General features: G+C 70.1%; 19 protein-coding genes and 1 riboswitch. Of the genes, 4 read left to right on the top strand and 15 right to left on the bottom strand.

Translation table 11 applies throughout. From position 1 onward, the window contains the following. Positions 1-40: 40 nt before the first annotated feature. Positions 41-1,183: a glycosyltransferase family 4 protein gene (locus ABZ471_RS34315; RefSeq protein ID WP_359072026.1), complete on the bottom strand. Its 1,143-nt coding sequence runs from the start codon at positions 1,181-1,183 to the stop codon at positions 41-43. A 90-nt stretch (positions 1,184-1,273) separates the two neighbouring features. Between ABZ471_RS34315 and ABZ471_RS34310 the strand changes: the two genes are divergently transcribed. Further along, a complete protein-coding gene (locus tag ABZ471_RS34310) occupies positions 1,274-2,497 on the top strand; it encodes a glycosyltransferase 87 family protein (RefSeq protein WP_359072024.1) in 1,224 nt (407 codons plus the stop codon). Positions 2,498-2,507: 10 nt separating this feature from the next. Here the strand turns inward: ABZ471_RS34310 and ABZ471_RS34305 are convergent, their stop codons facing one another. The 5 genes from ABZ471_RS34305 to ABZ471_RS34285 all read right to left on the bottom strand — a co-directional run bounded on the left by ABZ471_RS34305 (position 2,508) and on the right by ABZ471_RS34285 (position 7,850). Further along, complete coding sequence (locus tag ABZ471_RS34305) at positions 2,508-3,710, bottom strand: hypothetical protein (RefSeq protein ID WP_359072023.1); 1,203 nt, start codon at positions 3,708-3,710, stop codon at positions 2,508-2,510. 29 nt (positions 3,711-3,739) lie between these two features. Further along, complete coding sequence (locus tag ABZ471_RS34300) at positions 3,740-4,747, bottom strand: NlpC/P60 family protein (RefSeq protein WP_359072021.1); 1,008 nt, start codon at positions 4,745-4,747, stop codon at positions 3,740-3,742. Between the two features lie 238 nt (positions 4,748-4,985). Beyond that, complete coding sequence (locus ABZ471_RS34295; RefSeq protein ID WP_359072019.1) at positions 4,986-6,017, bottom strand: NlpC/P60 family protein; 1,032 nt, start codon at positions 6,015-6,017, stop codon at positions 4,986-4,988. Positions 6,018-6,229: 212 nt separating this feature from the next. Then, positions 6,230-7,573: an NYN domain-containing protein gene (locus ABZ471_RS34290; RefSeq protein WP_359072017.1), complete on the bottom strand. Its 1,344-nt coding sequence runs from the start codon at positions 7,571-7,573 to the stop codon at positions 6,230-6,232. Positions 7,574-7,610: 37 nt separating this feature from the next. Then, positions 7,611-7,850 (bottom strand): hypothetical protein, encoded by a 240-nt coding sequence (locus ABZ471_RS34285; protein ID WP_359072015.1) that lies wholly within the window; start codon positions 7,848-7,850, stop codon positions 7,611-7,613. 393 nt (positions 7,851-8,243) lie between these two features. Between ABZ471_RS34285 and ABZ471_RS34280 the strand changes: the two genes are divergently transcribed. Together ABZ471_RS34280 and ABZ471_RS34275 are read left to right on the top strand one after the other, a co-directional pair. Further along, positions 8,244-8,987 (top strand): rhomboid family intramembrane serine protease, encoded by a 744-nt coding sequence (locus ABZ471_RS34280; protein ID WP_359072013.1) that lies wholly within the window; start codon positions 8,244-8,246, stop codon positions 8,985-8,987. Next, positions 8,984-9,265, top strand: coding sequence for an Lrp/AsnC ligand binding domain-containing protein (locus tag ABZ471_RS34275; protein ID WP_359072011.1), 282 nt, complete (start codon positions 8,984-8,986; stop codon positions 9,263-9,265). The genes ABZ471_RS34280 and ABZ471_RS34275 overlap by 4 nt, the downstream gene beginning before the upstream one ends. A gap of 25 nt (positions 9,266-9,290) precedes the next feature. Here the strand turns inward: ABZ471_RS34275 and ABZ471_RS34270 are convergent, their stop codons facing one another. The 6 genes from ABZ471_RS34270 to ABZ471_RS34245 all read right to left on the bottom strand — a co-directional run bounded on the left by ABZ471_RS34270 (position 9,291) and on the right by ABZ471_RS34245 (position 16,400). Further along, positions 9,291-10,664, bottom strand: a complete 1,374-nt coding sequence (locus tag ABZ471_RS34270; RefSeq protein WP_359072009.1) for an aminotransferase class V-fold PLP-dependent enzyme — start codon at positions 10,662-10,664, stop codon at positions 9,291-9,293. 163 nt (positions 10,665-10,827) lie between these two features. Beyond that, a riboswitch (SAM riboswitch) is annotated at positions 10,828-10,944 on the bottom strand. A gap of 85 nt (positions 10,945-11,029) precedes the next feature. Continuing rightward, positions 11,030-12,094, bottom strand: a complete 1,065-nt coding sequence (trpD, locus tag ABZ471_RS34265) for an anthranilate phosphoribosyltransferase (RefSeq protein WP_359072007.1) — start codon at positions 12,092-12,094, stop codon at positions 11,030-11,032. Between the two features lie 121 nt (positions 12,095-12,215). Then, positions 12,216-13,853 (bottom strand): cytochrome bc complex cytochrome b subunit, encoded by a 1,638-nt coding sequence (locus tag ABZ471_RS34260; RefSeq protein ID WP_359072006.1) that lies wholly within the window; start codon positions 13,851-13,853, stop codon positions 12,216-12,218. Then, positions 13,850-14,908 carry a Rieske 2Fe-2S domain-containing protein gene (locus ABZ471_RS34255; RefSeq protein WP_359072005.1) on the bottom strand — a complete coding sequence of 353 codons (1,059 nt, stop codon included), beginning with the start codon at positions 14,906-14,908 and terminating at the stop codon, positions 13,850-13,852. The genes ABZ471_RS34260 and ABZ471_RS34255 overlap by 4 nt, the downstream gene beginning before the upstream one ends. Further along, positions 14,905-15,717 carry a c-type cytochrome gene (locus ABZ471_RS34250; protein WP_359072004.1) on the bottom strand — a complete coding sequence of 271 codons (813 nt, stop codon included), beginning with the start codon at positions 15,715-15,717 and terminating at the stop codon, positions 14,905-14,907. Before ABZ471_RS34250 ends, ABZ471_RS34255 begins: the two co-directional genes overlap by 4 nt. Positions 15,718-15,779: 62 nt before the next feature. After that, on the bottom strand, positions 15,780-16,400 hold the full coding sequence (locus tag ABZ471_RS34245; protein ID WP_359072003.1) for a heme-copper oxidase subunit III: 621 nt from the start codon (positions 16,398-16,400) through the stop codon (positions 15,780-15,782). A gap of 146 nt (positions 16,401-16,546) precedes the next feature. Between ABZ471_RS34245 and ABZ471_RS34240 the strand changes: the two genes are divergently transcribed. Next, a complete protein-coding gene (locus ABZ471_RS34240; RefSeq protein WP_359072001.1) occupies positions 16,547-16,948 on the top strand; it encodes a hypothetical protein in 402 nt (133 codons plus the stop codon). Between the two features lie 69 nt (positions 16,949-17,017). On the opposite strand, the gene ABZ471_RS34235 is transcribed toward ABZ471_RS34240, so the two are convergent. The 3 genes from ABZ471_RS34235 to ABZ471_RS34225 all read right to left on the bottom strand — a co-directional run. Then, positions 17,018-18,277, bottom strand: a complete 1,260-nt coding sequence (locus ABZ471_RS34235; protein WP_359072000.1) for an Ig-like domain-containing protein — start codon at positions 18,275-18,277, stop codon at positions 17,018-17,020. A 131-nt stretch (positions 18,278-18,408) separates the two neighbouring features. Beyond that, positions 18,409-18,807: a cytochrome c oxidase subunit 4 gene (locus ABZ471_RS34230; protein ID WP_359071998.1), complete on the bottom strand. Its 399-nt coding sequence runs from the start codon at positions 18,805-18,807 to the stop codon at positions 18,409-18,411. Next, positions 18,804-19,670 (bottom strand): cbb3-type cytochrome c oxidase subunit I (locus ABZ471_RS34225; protein WP_359071996.1); only part of this gene is annotated, 867 nt, incomplete at its 5' end. The genes ABZ471_RS34230 and ABZ471_RS34225, both read right to left, overlap by 4 nt.

Here is a 19,670-nt window from a genome sequence, read left to right as displayed (position 1 = left end):
CGTTCCGCCTAGAGCGGGGACAAGTTTTTGAAGGCGTCTTTCAGAGCATTTCCTTGAGCTTCTCCGCCAGCAGGTCCCAGCGCCACTTCTCCTCGACCCACTGGCGCCCCCGCTCCCCCATCCTGCGGCGCAGCTCGGCGTCGCCGAGAAGGGCGATGATGCGCTCGGCGGCCTCGGCCGGCTCGCCGCCCCTCACGACCCATCCCGTCTCGCCGTCCAGCACGGCGTCGGGGGCGCCGCCCGAGTCGCCGGCGACGACCGGCAGTCCGGTGGCGGAGGCCTCCAGGTAGACGATCCCGAGGCCCTCGACGTCCAGGCCGCCGCGCCGGGTGCGGCACGGCATGGCGAAGACGTCCCCGGCGCCGTAGTGCGCGGGCAGTTCGGACCAGGGCACGGCGCCGGTGAAGCGGACCGATGCCTCGAAGCCCGTCTCCCGGGCCAGGCGGCGCAGGTCCTGCTCGTAGGGCCCGCCGCCGACGACGAGCAGCACGGTGTCCGGCTCGGCGGCGAGGATCCGCGGCATGGCCCGGATGAGCGTGTCCTGGCCCTTCCTCGGCACCAGCCGGGAGACGCACACGACCACCGGCCGCTCGGTGAGCCCGAGCCGGGCCCGCACCTCGTCGCCGCCCGAGGCGGGGTGGAAGGTCTTCTCGTCGACCCCGGGCGGCAGCTGCACCATCCGCCCGGCCGCGTCCGGGGTGAGCGCGGTGGCGATCCGGGAGCGGGTGTACTCGCCGAGGTAGGTGAGCGTGTCCGTGGACTCCCCGATCCGGCCCAGCAGCTGCCGGGCCGCGGGCAGCTGGGCCCAGCCGGCCTCGTGACCGTGGGTGGTGGCCACCAGCCGCTCGGCGCCCGCCCTGCGCAGCGCGGGCGCCATCAGACCGAGCGGCGCGGCCGCCCCGAACCACACCGACGTGCAGCCGTGCTCCCGCAGCAGCCCGACCGCCCGCCGCGTCGCGCCCGGGGTGGGCAGCAGCATGGTCGTACGGTCGCGTACGACGGTGAAGGGCTGCTCGGCGTCGAAGGCGGCGGTGGCCTCGGCGCCCTCCCTGCCGCGCTTCCAGGTGGAGGCGTAGACGACGAGCCGCCCCGGGTCCAGCCGGAGGGCGATGTTGTGCAGGAAGGCCTGGATGCCGCCCGGCCGGGGCGGAAAGTCGTTGGTCACGATCAGGGTCTTGCGCATCACCGCCGACCCTACCGGGCGCGCTTGATGGCACGCGCACAGGTCGGCAGGGGATCATGGGTCCGGACCGGGGCAGGCGGACGAACAGGGGTGCAGGTGAGCGGGAAGGCGGCGGGGCTGCTGGCGGCCTGGTGCGGCACCCGGCTGGTGCTGCTGCTCCTCGTTCTGCGAGTACTCGTCTCCCCCGGTGTCGACGTCACCACCGACGTGTCGGTGATCTACCAGGGCTGGTACGAGGTGCTGCGCCACGGAGCGTTCCCGTCGGGCGACGTGACCTGGCAGTACCCGCCCGCCGCCGCCCTCGCGATCCTGGCCCCCGCCGCCCTGCCGTTCCTGACCTACGCCCACGCATTCTTCGTGCTGGTGTGCCTCGCCGACCTGGCCGTGCTCGTCCTGCTGCTGTACACGGGCCTGCGCCCCGGCCGGTCGCTGCGCGGTGCCGGGACCTGGGTGGCGGGCGTACCGTTGCTCGGCCCGACGGTGTACGCCCGCTACGACCTGATGGTGACCGCGGTGGCCGTGGGGGCCGTGCTCGCGGGGGCCCGGCATCCCCGCGTGCTCGGCGCGCTGGCGGGCTTCGGGGCGCTGCTGAAGGTGTGGCCGGCGCTGCTCCTGGTGGGTGCCACGCGGCTGCGGGCCTGGACCTCGGCCGCGGTGACCGCGGGCGGCCTCGCGGGACTGTTCGCGCTGGCCGCGCCCGGCGCCTTCGCCTTCCTCGCCTTCCAGCGGGACCGGGGCACCGAGGTGGAGTCGCTGGGCGGACTGGTCTTCCACGTGGCCCGGAGCTTCGGCTGGCAGGGACAGCTGCTGCTGAACTACGGGTCGATCGAATTCCTCGGCCCGTACGTCGGCCTGGTCAGCAGCGCGGCGATGGCGCTGTCCGGGGCCGCGTTCGGCTGGCTGGTGCTGTGGCGGCTGCGGGCGGCCCGGTTCGCCTCGCACACGCTCGCCGACGCGGCGTTCACGGCGGTGCTGCTGTTCACGGTCACCAGCCGGGTGATCAGCCCGCAGTACCTGGTGTGGCTGATCGGCCTGGCCGCCGTGTGCATGTGCTTCCGGGCGAGCCGTATGGGCGCACCCGCCGTGATGCTGCTCGCCGCGGCCGTCCTGACGGTCCTGGAGTTCCCGCTCGGCTTCACGCACGTGGTCGCGAGCGACGCCTACGGCCTCACCCTGCTCCTGCTCCGCAACGGCCTGCTCGTCGCCGCCGCCCTCACGGCGGCCCGCCGCCTGTGGCACTCCACGGCCCCCGCCTCCCCCGCGGCCCCGCTGCGTCCTCGGGCGGCCCGCGAGAGAGCGCCCTCGGCCTCCTGACGCCGCCCGGTCAGCCGAGCCGCGTGCGCACGTACTCCCGCCACTGGGCGGTGAACGCCTCGGGTGTGGTTCCGAGGACCTTCTTCATCGCCCCCTCGACCGCGCCCGGGCGCTCGCGGTGGGCGCCGACGGCCCGGTAGAAGGTGTCGAGCCGGGCCTCGCCCCAGTGGTCGGCGATCATCGTGCAGGCCAGCCAGCCGCCCTCGTAGGCCTGCGCGAGGTGGGTGGGGTCGCCGCTGAACCCGAAGTCCCGGTCGGAGGGGAGACCGGAGGGCACGTGGCCGTCCCGGACCGCGCGGGCGAGTTCCGGTGCGGCCTCGGCGGGCGTGCGGCCGGTGCCGAGGTAGCCGATCCAGTCGGCGTAGCCCTCGGAGAGCCACAGCGGGGTGGCGGCGGTGGTGTGCGCGCGGGTGGCCACATGGGTGGTCTCGTGGGTGAGCACGACCTGCTTGCCGAGGCCGCCGAGCATGCCGTAGGCGTCCGGGTTGACGACCACCCGGTCCGCGGGCGCCTTCCCGCTGCCGCCCGCCTCGCCGGTGGTGACCGCGGCGATGCCCCGGTAGCCGGCGGCGGGCGAGCCGAGCAGGCCCGCCATGCCCTCCAGCGAGCGCGGGACGAGGACGACGACCCGGCGGGTCCAGTCCGTGCCCCACGCGCGGGAGACGGCCGGGACCGCGCGGTCGGCGAGCCGGGCGTACGCGCGCAGGTCGGCGGCGCTCCGGCCGGCCCCGAGGACCAGGCTGTGCGCGCCCTCGACCGCGGCCACCGTGCCCTGGTCCCAGAGCTGCTGCTCGGCCTTCGGCGCGGGCCGGTCGGCGGTGACGTACCACCCGTCGTCGGCGGTGCGGCCGAGGGCGAGGGTGCGGCGGACGCTGACCGGGGCCCGGTCGTAGCCGGAGATCCGGTAGCGCAGTTCCGCGTCGGCGGTGACACCGGTGCCGCGGTGGTGCAGGGCGGTCACCCGGTAGGTCCAGGAGGCCAGCGGGAGCGCGCGCAGCCGGTCGTACCCGGTCCGGGTGCCCGTCGTGCCGTACGCCGTCTCGTCGTGCCCGAGGAGGGCCGCCGAGCGCCGGTCGAGCACCTGCTGCACCTCGGCCCGCGCCGGGTCGGCTGCCGTCCGTCCGCCGCATCCGGCCAGGGGCGGTACGAGCAGCAGACACAGCCCGGCCGCTGCGGTCCGCCACACCCCCTGCATCCGTCTGCGATCAGCCATTTCCCGATCGTACGGCGCGCGGTCCGTGCTCAGGGACGGGTGACCGAGGAGACGGGCATCATGCCGACCGGGTCGTAGCGCACCGGGGCTCCCGGGTAGGGCGCGTGGACGACCTGGCCGTTGCCGACGTACATCCCCACATGGCTGGCGTCGGAGCGGTAGACGACCAGGTCGCCGGGGCGCGCCTCGGAGAGCGGGATCTGCCGGCCGGCGTACCGCTGCTCCTGCGAGGTGCGCGGCAGATGGATCCCGGCCTGCGCGTACGACCACTGCATCAGGCCGGAGCAGTCGAAGCCGGAGGGCCCGCTGGCACCCCACACGTAGGGGCGGCCGAGGGCGGAGAGGGCGGCGGCGACGGCGGCCGAGGAGCGGCCGTCGGGGGCGACGGCGCCGGACGGGTCGGGCAGGTCGGTGCGGCCGGAGCGGGAGGCACGGTCGTAGGCGGCGCGCTCGGCGGCGGGCAGGGAGTTGAGCAGCTGCCGGGCCCTGGCGAGCTTCTTCTCCACGGTCCGCTTGTGCTGGGCGACCGCCTTGCGGCTCTGCTCCAGCGCGGCGAGTTTCCCGGCGGCCTCGGCGCGCTCCTGGGCGAGTTCCCGCATCGCCGAGCGCAAGTCCCTGAGCTGTCCGGCCTGCTGGGCGCCGATGCGGTCGAGGGTGGTCGCCTTGTCGAGGTAGTCGTCGGGGTCGTCGGAGAAGAGCAGGGCGACGGCGGGGTCGATGCCGCCGGAGCGGTACTGGGCGCCGGCCAGCGAACCGATCCGCTCGCGCATGGTGTTGATGCGCTGCTGCTGCCGGGCGATGTGGTCCTGGGCGTCCCTGACCTCGCGGCGCAGCACGTCGGCCCGCTCGTCGGCCTTGTCGTAGGCCTGGGTCGCCTGCTCGGCCTCCGTGTAGAGGCGGTCCACCTCGGCACGGGTGTGTCCGTGCGGCGCTGCTTGGGCGGGTACGGCGCCGAGTGTGGCGGCGGCCGACAACACGCACAGGGCGGCGGCGCCCCGGTTGAACCCGGACGGTGCAAGGCGGCGATGGGACCCCACGGCAGTCCTTCTGCTGGCGGACAGAGACAGCCTCCCCGGCGCCGGGGACGGGGAGGCCCCTGCGCCGGGGAAACGCGGCAGACAGTAGCCGTGCGGAAGGACTGCGCCCGACGATCTCGGGGGCTGCACAAACGTGACGCCCCGCCCCTGACGCAGGTCATGGGCGGGGCGTGGAGTCAGTTTCGGTTGATCGGAATTCGCCCGTTCGGGCGCCCCCGAGTCGGTGTCGCGGGGTTGATCAGACCCGGACGCCGAACTGGAACGGCATGTTGCCGATCGCCTCGTAGCGGACCACGGCGCCGGTGTGCGGGGCGTGCAGCACCTGGCCGTTGCCGGCGTAGAGGCCGACGTGGTGGAGGTCTCCGTAGAAGAAGACGAGGTCGCCGACCTGGAGCTGGCTCTGGGTCAGGCGGGTGCCGATACCGGCCTGGGCCTCGGAGGTGCGCGGTATGGAGACGCCGGCCTGCGCGTAGGCGTAGGAGGTCAGGCCCGAGCAGTCGAAGGAGGAGGGGCCGGTGGCGCCGTAGACGTACGGCTTGCCGAGCTGGTTCTGGGCGGCGGCGAAGGCCGCGGCGGCACGGCCGGAGGCGGAGCCGTCGTCGCCCAGGTCCACGCGCTCGGTGGAGGAGCGGTTGGCCCGCGCCTGCTCGGCGGCGAGCGCGGCCTTCTCCTTGGCGGTGAGCGTGTTGAGCAGCTTCTGTGCCTCGGCGAGCTTGCCCTGGACTTCCTTCTTCTTCTTGCCCAGCTCGGTGCGGGTGGAGGCGAGGTCCTTGAGCTTCTCGGTGGCCTCTGCCCGCTCCTGGGCGAGTTCGCGCTGTTTGTCCTGAATCTTCTTCAGGCCCTCGACCTGCTGGCTGCTCAACTGGTCGAGCGTGGAGGCCTTGTCGAGGAAGTCGTCCGGGTTGGAGGACAGGAAGAGCTGGACCGAGGCGTCTATGCCGCCGGAGCGGTACTGGGCGGTGGCCAGCGAACCCAGGCCGTCACGGAGCTTGTTGAGCTCCTGCTGACCGCGGGCGACGTTGTCCTGGATGGTGGAGATTTCCTTCTGCAGCTTCTGCTGCTTCTCCTTGGCCCCGTTGTACTTCTCGGTGGCCTGCTCCGCCTGCTCGTAGAGCTTGTCGACCTTCGCCTTGACCTCGTCCTTGCCGAGCTTCTCGCTCGGCGCGGCGTTGGCGGCGTTCGCGCTCAGCGCGACGGCAGCGGCGGCTGCGGTGGTCAGCACGGTCACACGCGTGCGGCTCGGCTGCTTGGGTCGACGATGGGACGCCACTGAGGACGAACTCCTTCTTGTGAGTGATCACCCGTTCGGAGGTTCGAGCCCAGACCCTAGTGACCCACTTGTGATCAGTTCAAATCCTCGCGGCAAAAAAACCTGTGACGCAATGCATTCTTTGCACATAACTCACGTGCAGTGAGGTGCGATTGACCCTACGTTGCGCGAGAGTCGTTCCAATTCGGGCATTGCGTATGTGTATTGGACCTTCAGGACAGCCGCTTCAGAAGTACCGCAGACGCGACAGGTCGGGCACCGGCCCGGGCGACCCCGTCGGCCACCTCTCGGTCGGTCGAGGCGACGATGACCGGGCGGCCCGGCGGCTCCGCGCGCACCAGCTGGCGGATCAGCTCGTCCGCCGTGACCCCCGGCTTGGAGAACAGCACCCGCACACCGCGCGGCGGCGCGAGCAGCACCGGCGCGGCCAGTTCGGCCCCGTCGAAGACACACGTCACCTCGGCGCCGGTCTGCGCGGCCAGCGCCGAGAGCTGGCCCAGTAGCCTGAGCCGCTGCTTCTCCAGCGGCATCTGCGGATAGCCGGTCTTGGTGACGTTGTAGCCGTCGACCACCAGATGCGCCTGCGGCAGCGCGAGCAACTGGTCGAGAATGGCCGGATCGTTCTCGGACAGGGCCCGGGTCGCGATGTCCTTCGGGGTCATTCGTCCCGGTTCGACCGCGTCCACGGTCTCTGCCGGGCGCACGGAGACCGGCGGCAGGGCGAGTTCGCGCCGCAGCCCTTGGGTGGCGTCCAGCAGCGTGTCGAGCAGCAGCCGTACCCGCATGTCCTCGACGCTGCGCCCCTCGCGGGCCGCCCGGCGGGTGGCCTCCAGAGCGGCCTCGGCCTCGCCCAGACGCGCCTTGACCCGCCGCGACTCGCTCTCCGCGGCCGACACCTGCGCCTGCGTCTCGGCGCGCACGGCCTCGATCTCGCCGTGGACCTTGCGCAGCGCGGCCTCCCCGCGCTTGACGTCGCTGAGCGCGGCACGGAGCTTACGGTGAAGCGATTCCGCTTCCTTCTTCGCCGACTCCAGCTCGGTGCGCAGCCGTTCGGTCTCGGTCCGGGTCTGCTCCCGGGCCTGGGCCAGCGCCTCACGCAGCCGCTCCAGTTCGGCCCGGCTCTCCTCGTCGGCCCGCTCGGCATCCGCGCGCTGGGCCTCCTCGCCGGCCGCGGCGACCAGCTTCACCCAGCCCGCCGGACGCAGTACATAGGCCGCGGCCGCCACGTCGAGCGGGTCCGCGGCCGGGGGCGGCGAGCCGGAGTCGAGGGCGCCGGAGAGTTCCGGCTGCGCCTCTCTGAACTTCTCCCCGATCCGCTGCCGGAAGAGCGCGTCGGTCTCCACGGCGGCCGCCATCGCGTTCCCGGCGAACTTGGCCCGGCGGTTCGGGGCGAACCGGGCGTACTGCCTCAGCTGGGCGGGCAGTTCCGCGACGGTCAGGCCGCCGAAGCCGTCCGAGACGATCTGCACCACCCGCCGGCGCACACCGTCGGGCAGCGGACGGTCAAGCACCTCGGCGGTGCCGTCGCCCGGCCCCCCGCCTGCGGTCTCCACCATCCGTCACACCCCAATACCTGTACGGGGCCCGCTCCGCTCAGGAGCCGGCACCCGGCCTGTCCACGAGTTCCACCTGGTCCACCGCGTTGCACCAGCGGCAGCGGACCGACTCGATGGTCTCACTGACCACCTCGCGCTCCTCGACCGTCGGCTCACCGGCGAGGTCGAGGTGGACGTACTCGACGACCTTCGACGAGCGGGAGACGTCGAAGCGGGTGAGGTTGCCGCAGAGGGTGCAGCGCCATCGTGTCGTGGCGGTCGGCAGGGGAACCGTCATCGTGACTGTTCGCTTCCTTCTCGGTCGGTCCGCGCCGCTGCTCGACGCGTGTGGCTCGTAACCCTACGGCCTGGCGGGTACTCGCCGCCCGCCCGTCCGCAGGGCCTGTCCGGCGGATCCTGCCGGAGACGCGGGGTACGGCACGCGCTCCCCCGGAGGGGGTACCCCCAGCCGCGTCGCCGTCACTCGCCGACTCCCGCACGCTCGGCTGCGCTCGCACGGGGGGACCCCCATCGCGTCGCCGCCCTCCTCCGCCTTGCAGATGCACGCACCCTACCCCGCTCACCTGCACCGATAAGGCGCCGTCGATTCCCTCCGACCCGATCCGCCGGACAGGCCGTGGCGGCGAGGCGGTCTGTCAGGTTGCGTCCCCTTACGTCATGCTCTGTAGTCATGATCACCACCTGGAGCACCGCGGCCGCCCGAACACTCAGGGCGGTCAGAGGCACCTCCGCACCGATGACGTACACCCTCATCGCCCTGTGCTCCGTGATCTTCGTTCTGGGCCCGGCCTCCGGGCTCACTCCGGCATACGGCTCCGTGGACACGCTGCCGGCAGCGCAGCGCGCGTACTTCCGGCACTGGGGAGTGGTTCCGGCGGACCTGTTCGACGCGCCCGCCCGGGAGGTCCTGGCCCCGGCCACCGCCCTGTTCGTGCACGGCAGCTGGGTGCATCTGCTCGGCAACATGCTCTTCCTCTTCGTCTTCGGGCTGATGACCGAGGAACGGATGGGCAGGGTGGAGTTCACCCTGTTCTACGTCGGCTGCGGCTACCTGGCCCTGCTGGGCTACGCGGCCGCCAACGCCACGTCCGAGCAGTCGCTGGTGGGCGCCTCCGGGGCGATCTCGGCGGTGCTCGGAGCATTCCTCTTCCTGTTTCCCCGTGCCCGCGTGACCAGTCTCCTCCCGTTCCTGTTCTTCCTGCCGATGCGCTTCCCGGCCTGGGTCGTGCTGCCCTTCTGGGCAGCCCTCCAGTGGCTCGCGGCGGGCCGTGCCGGCGAGGGCCCCGGGGTGGCCTACCTCGCCCACCTGGTCGGCTTCGGCCTCGGCTTCGGCTACGCGTGGGTGCGCTACGGACGTGGGACTAGAGTGAAGTCCGCACCGGCTCCGGCACCCGAGGGAGAGAACCCGTCGTGATCACCGCGATCGTCCTGATCAAGACCAGCGTGGACCGGATCCCCGAGATCGCCGAGCAGATCGCTTCACTGGAGAGCGTCAGCGAGGTCTTCTCGGTCACCGGCACCTACGACCTGATCGCCATGGTCCGGGTGAGCCGGCACGAGGACCTCGCCGACGTCATCCCCGGCCGGATCAGCAAGATCCCCGGCGTGGAGGCGACCGACACGCACGTCGCGTTCCGCACGTACTCCCAGCACGACCTGGAGGCGGCGTTCGCGATCGGTCTCGACTCGTGAACGCCGCCTCCTAGGCACTCTCCGGTCAGACAGCGGGGACGCAGCGCCCTTCCTCTGTGCGGTACGTCCACTTCGCGCCCTCGGTCACCAGTTCCCGCACGGCCTTCACGAAGCGCTCCACGTGCTCGTCCGGGGTCCCTGCGCCGAAGCTGACCCGGATGGCGTTCAGGGACTTCTCACCGGGCGCGGCCTCGGGGGCGCCGCACTCGCCCTGGGTCTGGGGGTCGGAGCCCAGCAGGGTGCGCACCAGCGGGTGGGCGCAGAACAGGCCGTCGCGGACGCCGATGCCGTACTCGGCGGAGAGGGCGGCGGCGAAGTGGGAGCTGTTCCAGCCGTCCACGACGAAGGAGATGACGCCGACACGCGGCGCGTCGTCACCGAAGAGGGAGAGGATCCGGACCTCGGGCACCTCGGCCAGGCCCTCGCGGACCTTGGAGATCAGGTGCTGCTCGCGGGCCACGAGGGTGTCGAAACCGGCCTCCGTCAGCGCCTTGCAGGCGGAGGCGATGGAGTAGGCGCCGATGACGTTCGGGGAGCCGGCCTCGTGGCGGGCGGCCGTCTCGTGCCACTCGACGGCCACTCCCCCGTCCTCGCGCCGGCTGACCCTGCGGCTGGCGCCGCCGCCCGCGAGGTACGGCTCGGCCGCGACCAGCCAGTCGGCGCGGCCGGCCAGGACGCCGGAGCCGAAGGGGGCGTAGAGCTTGTGGCCGGAGAAGGCGACCCAGTCGACGTCCAGGTCCTGGACCGACACCGGGTGGTGCGGCGCCAGTTGGGCGGCGTCCAGGACGATCCGGGCGCCGTGCGCGTGGGCCGCCGCGGCCAGCTCGCGCACCGGCCACAGCTCGCCGGTGACGTTCGAGGCGCCGGTGACGCAGACCAGGGCCGGGCCGTACGGGTCGCGGCCGGCGAGGGCCCGCTCCAGGGTCTCGACGGCCTGCCGCGGGGTGCGCGGCGCGTCGAGGCAGGTGACCCGGGCGTCCTGCCAGGGCAGCAGGGAGGCGTGGTGCTCGGTCTCGAAGACGAAGACCTGGCAGTCGGCGGGGAGCGCGCGGGCGAGCAGGTTCAGGGAGTCCGTGGTCGACCGGGTGAAGACCACCTGGTCGGCCGCACGGCAGTCGAGGAACTCGGCGACGGTCCTGCGGGCGTTCTCGAACAGGTCGGTGGAGAGCTGGGAGAGGTAGCCGGCGCCGCGGTGGACGCTGCCGTAGTACGGCGCGTAGGCCGCCACGTCGTCCCAGACGCGCTGGAGGGCGGGGGCGCTGGCCGCGTAGTCGAGCGCGGCGTAGGTGACCTCACCGCCGGTGACGAGCGGGACGGTGACATCCCGGCCCAGAACGGGCAGCGCCCCCGAAATGTCACGGCAAACGGTCTGGTCGGCGGCAGCGGTGGAGACGGACATGGTGAACTCCCGTGAGAGGCAAGGCGGAACCACCGTGCGAGCAGGCGTGGCTCAAGCACGGAGGAAGGTGAAAAGGGGGATGCGGAGGCGGGGCTCTACGCCCTATCGCATTCGCTTGCTCACGGAAGGCTCCCTCGACGACCAGGACCCCTGGTGTGCGAGGGGTCCGCGCTTGCCGTAGACCTCGCTGCCCACGGCCTGGTCTTCACCCGGGGCACCCCGCCACGGACGGAGGGTTGCCGGACAGCCGGCCGGGGCCTGTTGACTGTCACTCATGACCTGGTACGACATCCTGCCACACGATCTTCGCCGCGCAAGGCGCAGTCCGGATCCTGGACTGCGCCCTGCGTCACACGGCGTGAGTGTCAGGTGTTGCTGGCCGTCACCCAGCGCTCCAGGGTCCGCTTGGCCGCGCCCGAGTCGATCGACTCCGCGGCCTTGGCCATGCCGGCCCGGAGCTGCTCGGCCAGCGGGGCCTCGGTCGGGTCGAGGGCCACCAGGGCGGCCGCAGAGTTCAGCAGCACCGCATCCCGGACGGGCCCCTTCTCCCCGTCCAGCACGCGCCGCGCCACCTCCGCGTTGTACGAGGCGTCGGCGCCGCGCAGGGCCTCCACGGGTACGAGGTCGATGCCGACGTCCCGCGGGTCGAAGCGCTCCTCGGCGACCTTGCCGTCCCGGACCACCCACACTCGGGAGGTGGAGGTGGTCGTCAGCTCGTCCAGGCCGTCGTCGCCGCGGAAGACCAGGGCGGAGTTGCCGCGCTCGGCGAGGACCCCGGCCACGATCGGCGCCATGCGCGGGTCGGCGACCCCGACGGCCTGGGCCCGCACCTTGGCCGGATTGGTCAGCGGACCGAGGACATTGAAGGTCGTACGGATCCCCAACTGGCCGCGCGCCGCGGCGACATGACGCAGCGACGGGTGGAACTTCACCGCGAAGCAGATGGTGATGCCCGCCTCGTCGGCGACCTCGGCGACCCGCTGCGGGGTCAGGTTCAGATTGATGCCGAGCTTCTCCAGGACGTCGGAGGACCCGGAGGCGGAGGACGCGGCGCGATTGCCGTGCTTGACGACCTTCGCTCCCGTGCCGGCGACCACGATGGACGACATCGTGGAGATGTTCACCGTCTTGGCGCCGTCGCCGCCGGTGCCGACGATGTCGACGGCAGGTCCCGGCACCTCGATCACGTTCGCGTGCTCGTACATGGTCCGCACGAGGCCGGTGATCTCCTCCACCGTCTCGCCCTTGGAGCGCAGCGCCACCATGAACCCGGCGATCTGCGCGTCGGTCGCCTCCCCGCTCATGATCAGGTCCATCGCCCAGGCCGTGTCGTCGGCGGACAGGTCCCGGCCCTCCAGCAGCCCGTTCAGCAGGGCGGGCCAGGAACGGCCCGCCGCGGTGTCGCCTCCAGCGGGGGTCACAGCGTTCATAGCCGCTCCTGGGTGTCGTAGAAGAACAGTGTGGTCCCACCCTATCCAGCCCGGGACACGGCGAAGGGCCCCGTCCGTAAGCCGGACGGGGCCCTTCGACCGTGGCGTGGCGACGCGGGGATCAGTGGTGGCCGTGGCCGCTCGTGATCTCCTTGTACTCGTCGACCGTGGGCTTCGGGATCTGGTTGTCGTCGCCGTAGTAGGCGTCGCTGAGCTTGACGCGCAGCTTCTCCGCCGTCTTCACCTTGCGCTCGACACCGTTCTCGTCGACCGCCGGGCCGATCTCGGCCGGCTCGTACTGGTGGTGAGCCGTGAGGGTGTGCAGCTGCTCCTGGCTGAGCGACTCGTGGACCTCGATGAACTCACCGTGCGGCAGGCGCTTGATGATGCCGGTCTCGCGACCGTGCAGCACCTTGTCGCGGTCGCGGCGCTGCAGGCCGAGGCAGATCCGCTTGGTGGCGATGAACGCGATGACCGGTCCGGCGAAGAAGGCGATCCGGACGAACCAGGTGACGTCGTTGATGGACAGGTGGAAGTGGGTGGCGATGAGGTCGTTGCCACCGCCCACCAGGCCGACCATGTACACGGTGACCCAGGCGACGCCGAACGCGGTGCGGGTCGGGGCGTTGCGCGGGCGGTCCAGGATGTGGTGCTCGCTCTTGTCGCCGGTGACCCAGGACTCGATGAACGGGTAGACCGCGATCGCCATCAGCACCAGGCCGAAGAGCACCAGCGGGATGAACACGCCCAGGACCAGCGTGTGACCCCAGAAGTTGATCTCCCAGCCCGGCATGTAGCGGACCAGACCCTCGGCGAAGCCCATGTACCAGTCGGGCTGGGCGCCGGTGGAGACCTGGTCGGGCCGGTAGGGGCCCATGGCCCAGATCGGGTTGATCTGGGTCACCGCGGCGATGGCCGCGATCACGCCGAAGACCAGGAAGAAGAAGCCTCCGGCCTTGGCCATGTACACCGGCAGCAGCGGCATGCCGACGACGTTCTTCTCGCTCTTTCCGGGGCCCGCGAACTGCGTGTGCTTGTGGTAGAAGACCAGGATCAGGTGGCCCACCACCAGGCCGAGCATGATGCCCGGCAGCAGCAGGATGTGGATCGAGTAGAACCGGGCGACGAAGTCGTGGCCGGGGAACTCGCCGCCGAAGAGGAAGAACGAGATGTACGTGCCGACGATCGGCATCGACAGGATCGCGCCCTCGGTGAAGCGGACACCGGTGCCGGAGAGCAGGTCGTCCGGGAGCGAGTAACCGGTGAAGCCGGTGAACATGCCGAGGACGAACAGCAGGAAGCCGAACAGCCAGTTGATCTCACGCGGCTTGCGGAACGCGCCGGTGAAGAACACGCGCATCATGTGCACGAACATGCCGGCGAGGAAGATCAGCGCGGCCCAGTGGTGGATCTGCCGGATGAGCAGGCCACCGCGCACGTCGAAGGAGATGTGCAGGGTCGAGCTGAACGCCTCGGACATCAGCTGTCCCTGGAGCGGGACGTAGCTGCCGTGGTACTCCACCTCGTTCATCGACGGGTGGAAGAACAGCGTCAGGTAGACACCGGTCAGGATGATGATGAGGAAGCTGTACAAGCAGACTTCGCCCAACATGAACGACCAGTGGTCGGGGAAGATCTTGCGCATGTTGGACTTGGCCAGGGAGTAGATCCCGAGCCGGCCGTCCGCCCAGTCGGCGATCCGCTCGCCGGCCGGTGCCTTCTCGCGAGAGCGAGACTCTTCGTTCGGTGTAGTGCTCATCCGCGCTCCCAGAATGCAGGACCGACGGGCTCCTCGAAGTCGCCGAGCGCCTGGAGGTAACCCTCGTCGTTCACGCCGATGCGGAGCTGCGGCAGGGCGTGACCGGCGGGGCCGAAGATCACTCGGGCGCCGTCGGAGAGGTCGAAGGTGGACTGGTGGCACGGGCACAGCACGTGGTGCGTCTGCTGCTCGTACAGGGAGATCGGGCAGCCGACGTGGGTGCAGATCTTCGAGAACGCGACGACGCCCTCGTGCGACCACTCCAGCTCGCGCTTGTCCTTGATGTTGTCCGGCTGGAGCCGGATGATCATCAGGGCGGCCTTGGCGATCTCGTTCTGGAAGCTCTCGTCGGCCTCTTCCAGGCCCTCGGGCTTGGCGAAGGTCAGCGAACCGACAGCGACGTCCTCGGGACGCAGCGGCTGGTTCGTGTTCATGTTGACGAGCAGCTTGCCCTTGGCCCACAGGGTGTGGCGGAGCGAGGTTCCGGGCAGCGGGCCGAGGTCACGCAGCAGGACGACGCCGGAGAGCGGCACCAGGGTGAGCGCGCCGAACATCGTGTTGCGGATCAGCTTGCGCCGGCCGAGCGCCGACTCCTTGGCGCCCTGCTTGAAGTCCGCGTGGACCTTCGCACGGACCTCGGGAGAGGCCGCGATGGCGTGACGCTCGTCGGCGACCTCGACGTCGGACATCAGGGTGCGGGCCCAGTGGACCGCGCCCGCGCCGATGCAGAACAGCGCCGTGCCGAGCGTCAGACCGAGCGCAAAGTTCAGCGCGCTGATGTGCCCGAGCGGGAAGACGAAGATCGACTTGTCGCTCGGGACGGCCACGTACGCGGCGATGAAGCCGACGGTGGCCAGCATCGACACCGTGAACAGCAGGGCGACGACGCGCTCGGACCGCTTGGCGGCCCGCTCGTCGATGTCCTGGATCCGGTGCTCGTGAGGCGGCAGCCCCGGGTCCGCGAACGGGTTCTCCTCGTCCGCGACGCTCACGGCGCCGTGCGCGTGCTCCTGCTCAGCAGGCAGGTTCTCTTCTGGAATGTCTTGGCTACTCATGACTTCTTGGCCTTTGCGGTCCGAGCGGCGACCCAGACGGCTACCGCGATCAGGGCACCGAGACCGAAGATCCATGCGAACAGACCCTCACTGACCGGCCCGAGGCCGCCCAGTTCCATGCCGCCCGGCTGCTCCGTCTCGCTGCTGTTGATCGCGTGCATGTACGCGATGATGTCCTTCTTGTTCTTCTCCGACAGCGTGGTGTCGGGGAAGGACGGCATGTTCTGCGGGCCCGTCTGCATCGCCTCGTACATGTGCTTCGGGTCGACGCCGGTCAGGTCGGGCGCGAACTTGCCCTTGGTGAGGGCACCACCCTTGCCGGTGAAGTTGTGGCACTGCGCGCAGTTGGTGCGGAACAGGTCGCCACCCTTGGCGATGTCCGCCCCGTCCGGGCCGTACTGCTCCTTCGTCGGCACCTCGGGACCGGCGCCCAGCGACGCGATGTACGCGGCGAGCTGGTCGATCTGGGCCTGGGTGTAGATGTTCTTCTTCTTGACGACCTGCGGGCCCTGCGAGGTCGCGGCCGGCATACGGCCGGTGCCGACCTGGAAGTCCACGGCCGCGGCGCCCACGCCGATCAGGCTCGGGCCGTCGGAGGAGCCCTGGCCACCGGTGCCGTGGCAGCTGGCGCAGCCGACCTCGTAGAGCTTCTTGCCCTCCTTGATGGTCAGGGACTGGGAGGTTTCATCGGCCTGCGCCTTGTCCGCGGGCGCGAACACGGCGTAGAGCCCCCCAGTAGCCGCCAGCGCGAGGAGTAGGACGACGACCGCCGCCAGCGGATGGCGTCGTCGTGCGGAGAGCTTTTTCACGGATTACCCCGGTGTCAGGATCTTCTGCGTCGATGCTTCTGGATGTGCGGGAGCGATCCCGGCTACTTGATCAGGTAGATCGTGGCGAAGAGGCCGATCCAGACCACATCGACGAAGTGCCAGTAGTAGGACACGACAATCGCGGCGGTCGCCTGCTCGTGCGTGAACCTCTTCGCCGCGTAGGTGCGACCGAGGACCAGCAGGAAGGCGATGAGACCACCCGTCACGTGCAAGCCGTGGAAGCCGGTGGTCAGGTAGAACACCGAGCCGTACGGGTCGGAGGACAGGGAGATTCCGTCCTTCTTCACCAGCTCCGTGTACTCGTAGATCTGACCGCCGATGAAGATCGCACCCATGATGAAGGTGAGGATGAACCAGCCACGGAGCTTCTTCACGTCCCCGCGCTCGGCAGCGAACACGCCGAGCTGACAGGTGAGCGAGGAAAGCACCAGGATCGTGGTGTTCGTCGCGGAGAACGGCACATTGAGCGCCTCCGCCTGCTCCTTCCAGTGCGCCGGACCGGTCACCGATCGAAGGGTGAAGTACATCGCGAAGAGGGCCGCGAAGAACATCAGCTCGGAACTCAGCCAGATGATGGTTCCGACGCTGGTGAGGTTCGGTCGGTTGACCGACGGGTGCGCGTGCCCGGTTTCTACTGTCGTTGCTGTCGCCACGACCGACATTATGTCGGTCGCTTATCCCGCCCTCACTCCGGGGGGTGCCGTTCGGAGTGTTGCTGCCCGCCGAACCGGTGTTGACGTGGTGTTCATGGGAGTAACATCCGCCCCAAACGGCCCTGTCCGTACGACGCCGACGTCCCGGAGGAAGCATGCAGCCGACCGCTACGGTGCTGGTGTACAGCGACGACTCCCGCACACGGGAACAGGTGCGGTTGGCCACCGGCCGCAGGCCGGCTCCGGACGTCCCTCTGGTCGAGTTCGTGGAGTGCGCGACTCCTGAGGCGGTCGTCCGGGAGTTGGGCAAGGGCGGCATCGACGTCTGTGTGCTCGACGGTGAGGCCGTGCCCATGGGGGGCATGGGGGTGTGCCGCCAGATCAAGGACGAAGTGTTCAAGTGCCCGCCGGTGCTCTTGCTGATGGGGCGGCCTCAGGATGCGTGGCTGGCCACGTGGAGTCGCGCTGATGCGGCCGTGACGCTGCCGGTGGATCCGGTGGAGTTCGCGTCGGCCCTGGCTTCGCTGCTCCGTCAGAAGCGGTTGCTGAGCGCCTGAGAGTTCGGGCGCGGGGTACCGGCGTGGCGGAGCCGCACGTCGACACGGCCCCGCGCCCCTTCAGGGCGCTCACACGGCCGTCGGCTGGAGGCGCAGCGCGTCCTGGGGTGCGGGCCCGTCGGGGGTGCCGTTGACCAGGGCGCTGCCCGTGCGCCACTTCTTCCAGTCGACGTTCCAGTCGCCGAAGCCGTTGCCGAAGGGTTCCATCGGATTGCCGTTGGAGTTCACGACCCTGACGATGTCGCCCTCGTGGACGTTCTCGAAGAACCACTCGGCGTTGGAGGTGCTCATGCCGGTGCAGCCGTGGCTGACGTTCTCGTAGCCCTGGGAGCCCACTGACCAGGGGGCGGCGTGGACGTACTCGCCGGACCAGGTGACCCGGGTGGCGTAGTAGACCGGCAGGTCGTAGGAGTCGGAGCTGCCCTCGGCGATGCCCACCGTGGTGCCGCGCATGCGTACGAAGTACTGCTTGGCCAGTACGACCTTGACGCCGTTGCGGGTCTCGAAGCCGGACTTGCCGGTGGTGACGGGGATCGAGTTGATCGCCTGGCCGTTCTTGTAGAACGTCAGCTGGTGCGCCGAGGCGTCGGTGACGGCCTCGATCCTGTCACCGGTGGTGATCTTCAGCGCCTTGGACTTGCCGCCCCACAGACGGTCGCTGATCTTTACGCCGTCCAGGTTGCTGTGCACCTGGATGGTGGCGTGCGTGGGCCAGTAGTCCTTGGGGCGGTAGTGGAGTTCCTTGTCGCTCACCCAGTACCACGAGCCCGGGACGGCGGGCGTGGCGTCCACCCTGAGGGCGCGTTCCACGACGGCCCGCTGCGCCTTGTCCTTGACCGGCTGGTCGAGTTGGGCGGTGATGGGCTGTCCGACGCCGTACTGGCCCGACTCCGGCCCGAACGTGACGTTCAGGCGCTTGGTGGTGGTGGGCTTGCTGGTGTCGAAGCTGAGGACCTTGCGGCCGGGCGCGCCGTCCTCGTCCTCGGTGCTCACCGCGACCGTGTAGTGGGCGTTGGCGGCCAGCGGGGAGGTGCTGTGCCAGCGGCTGCCGTCGACGGCGAGTTCGCCCGCCACGAAGCGCCCTGTGGAGTCCTGGGCGGTGACGTCCGTGATCCGGTCCTCGTCGCTGGCCGTGATCTCCAGGGGCTTGTCCGGGTCGGCCCGCTTGCCCGCATCGGTGGGGCCGTTGAAGGAGATCTGGTCCGCTGCGTCGTACGGCTTGTCCGACAGGGGGTTGCCGTCCGAACTGCAGGCGGTGCCGCCCGCGCCCAGGGCGGTCACCAGCAGCGCGCAGCTGACGACGGTGCGGGTCCGCGGAGAGTGATTCATATGATCACGCTATGAGAAGCAGACCCTACCGGCGCGGCGTGTAACTCGTACGAGGGACAGACACTGCGGCAAACGCAGGAGCCCGGACTCTCCTGACGGAGTGTCCGGGCTCCTGTGATGCTCGGTGCGTGCTACTGGGTGCGGTTCTCACCGTGGTAGTACTCGAACACCCAGCCGAACAGGCCGATCATGATGATCGGTGCCGAGAAGTACAGCAGCCACCAGCCGACCGCCACACCGAGGAAGGCCAGCGCACCGCCGACGCCCAGGGCGAGCGGCTGCCAGCTGTGCGGGCTGAAGAAGCCCAGCTCGCCCGCGTCGTCCGCGACGTCGGCCTCCTTGTCGTCCTGCGCACCCGCGTCGACCCGCCGGGCGGTGAAGCCCAGGTAGAAGCCGATCATGATGCTCAGGCCGAAGGCCAGGAAGAGCGCCGTGGTACCGGCCGGCTCCTTCGACCACACGCCATACACGATGGCCATGATCAGGATGAAGACGCTCAACCAGATGAACATCCGACCCTGGATCTTCACTTGCCGGCCTCCTTGCTGCCCGCGATGGCACCGTGACCGGCGTGCTCAAGCTGCTCGAGGGCGGCGATCTCGGGGTGGTGCAGGTCGAACGCCGGGGATTCGCTGCGGATCCGCGGCAGGGTGAGGAAGTTGTGCCGCGGCGGCGGGCAGGACGTCGCCCACTCGAGCGAACGGCCGTAGCCCCACGGGTCGTCCACGCCGACCGGCTTGCCGTACTTGGCCGTCTTCCACACGTTGTAGAGGAACGGCAGGATCGACAGGCCGAGCAGGAACGAGCTGATCGTCGAGATCGTGTTCAGGGCGGTGAAGCCGTCGGCCGCCAGGTAGTCGGCGTAACGACGCGGCATGCCCTCGGCGCCCAGCCAGTGCTGGACCAGGAAGGTGCCGTGGAAGCCGACGAACAGCGTCCAGAAGGTGATCTTGCCGAGACGCTCGTCCAGCATCTTGCCCGTCATCTTCGGCCACCAGAAGTGGAAACCGGAGAACATCGCGAAGACGACCGTGCCGAACACCACGTAGTGGAAGTGGGCCACCACGAAGTACGAGTCCGAGACGTGGAAGTCCATCGGCGGCGACGCCAGGATGACACCGGTCAGACCACCGAAGGTGAAGGTGATCAGGAAGCCGACCGCCCAGAGCATCGGTGTCTCGAAGGACAACGAGCCCTTCCACATGGTGCCGATCCAGTTGAAGAACTTCACACCGGTCGGTACGGCGATCAGGAACGTCATGAAGGAGAAGAACGGCAGCAGCACACCGCCGGTGACATACATGTGGTGGGCCCACACCGTCACGGACAGACCGGCGATCGCGATGGTCGCCGCGATCAGACCCATGTAGCCGAACATCGGCTTGCGGGAGAA

Source organism: Streptomyces sp. NPDC005728 (assembly GCF_040630895.1).
Taxonomy (GTDB): domain Bacteria; phylum Actinomycetota; class Actinomycetes; order Streptomycetales; family Streptomycetaceae; genus Streptomyces.
This window is presented reverse-complemented; position numbering and strand designations above follow the sequence as displayed.

Excerpts from the sequence above, each read along its gene's own strand:
- ABZ471_RS34315 (WP_359072026.1), bottom strand. The coding sequence starts at position 1,183 with ATGCGCAAGACCCTGATCGTGACCAACGACTTTCCGCCCCGGCCGGGC.
- ABZ471_RS34305 (WP_359072023.1), bottom strand. The coding sequence starts at position 3,710 with ATGGCTGATCGCAGACGGATGCAGGGGGTGTGGCGGACCGCAGCGGCC.
- ABZ471_RS34290 (WP_359072017.1), bottom strand. The coding sequence starts at position 7,573 with ATGGTGGAGACCGCAGGCGGGGGGCCGGGCGACGGCACCGCCGAGGTG.
- ABZ471_RS34285 (WP_359072015.1), bottom strand. The coding sequence starts at position 7,850 with ATGACGGTTCCCCTGCCGACCGCCACGACACGATGGCGCTGCACCCTC.
- ABZ471_RS34280 (WP_359072013.1), top strand. The coding sequence starts at position 8,244 with ATGATCACCACCTGGAGCACCGCGGCCGCCCGAACACTCAGGGCGGTC.
- ABZ471_RS34270 (WP_359072009.1), bottom strand. The coding sequence starts at position 10,664 with ATGTCCGTCTCCACCGCTGCCGCCGACCAGACCGTTTGCCGTGACATT.
- trpD (WP_359072007.1), bottom strand. The coding sequence starts at position 12,094 with ATGAACGCTGTGACCCCCGCTGGAGGCGACACCGCGGCGGGCCGTTCC.
- ABZ471_RS34260 (WP_359072006.1), bottom strand. The coding sequence starts at position 13,853 with ATGAGCACTACACCGAACGAAGAGTCTCGCTCTCGCGAGAAGGCACCG.
- ABZ471_RS34255 (WP_359072005.1), bottom strand. The coding sequence starts at position 14,908 with ATGAGTAGCCAAGACATTCCAGAAGAGAACCTGCCTGCTGAGCAGGAG.
- ABZ471_RS34245 (WP_359072003.1), bottom strand. The coding sequence starts at position 16,400 with ATGTCGGTCGTGGCGACAGCAACGACAGTAGAAACCGGGCACGCGCAC.
- ABZ471_RS34240 (WP_359072001.1), top strand. The coding sequence starts at position 16,547 with ATGCAGCCGACCGCTACGGTGCTGGTGTACAGCGACGACTCCCGCACA.
- ABZ471_RS34235 (WP_359072000.1), bottom strand. The coding sequence starts at position 18,277 with ATGAATCACTCTCCGCGGACCCGCACCGTCGTCAGCTGCGCGCTGCTG.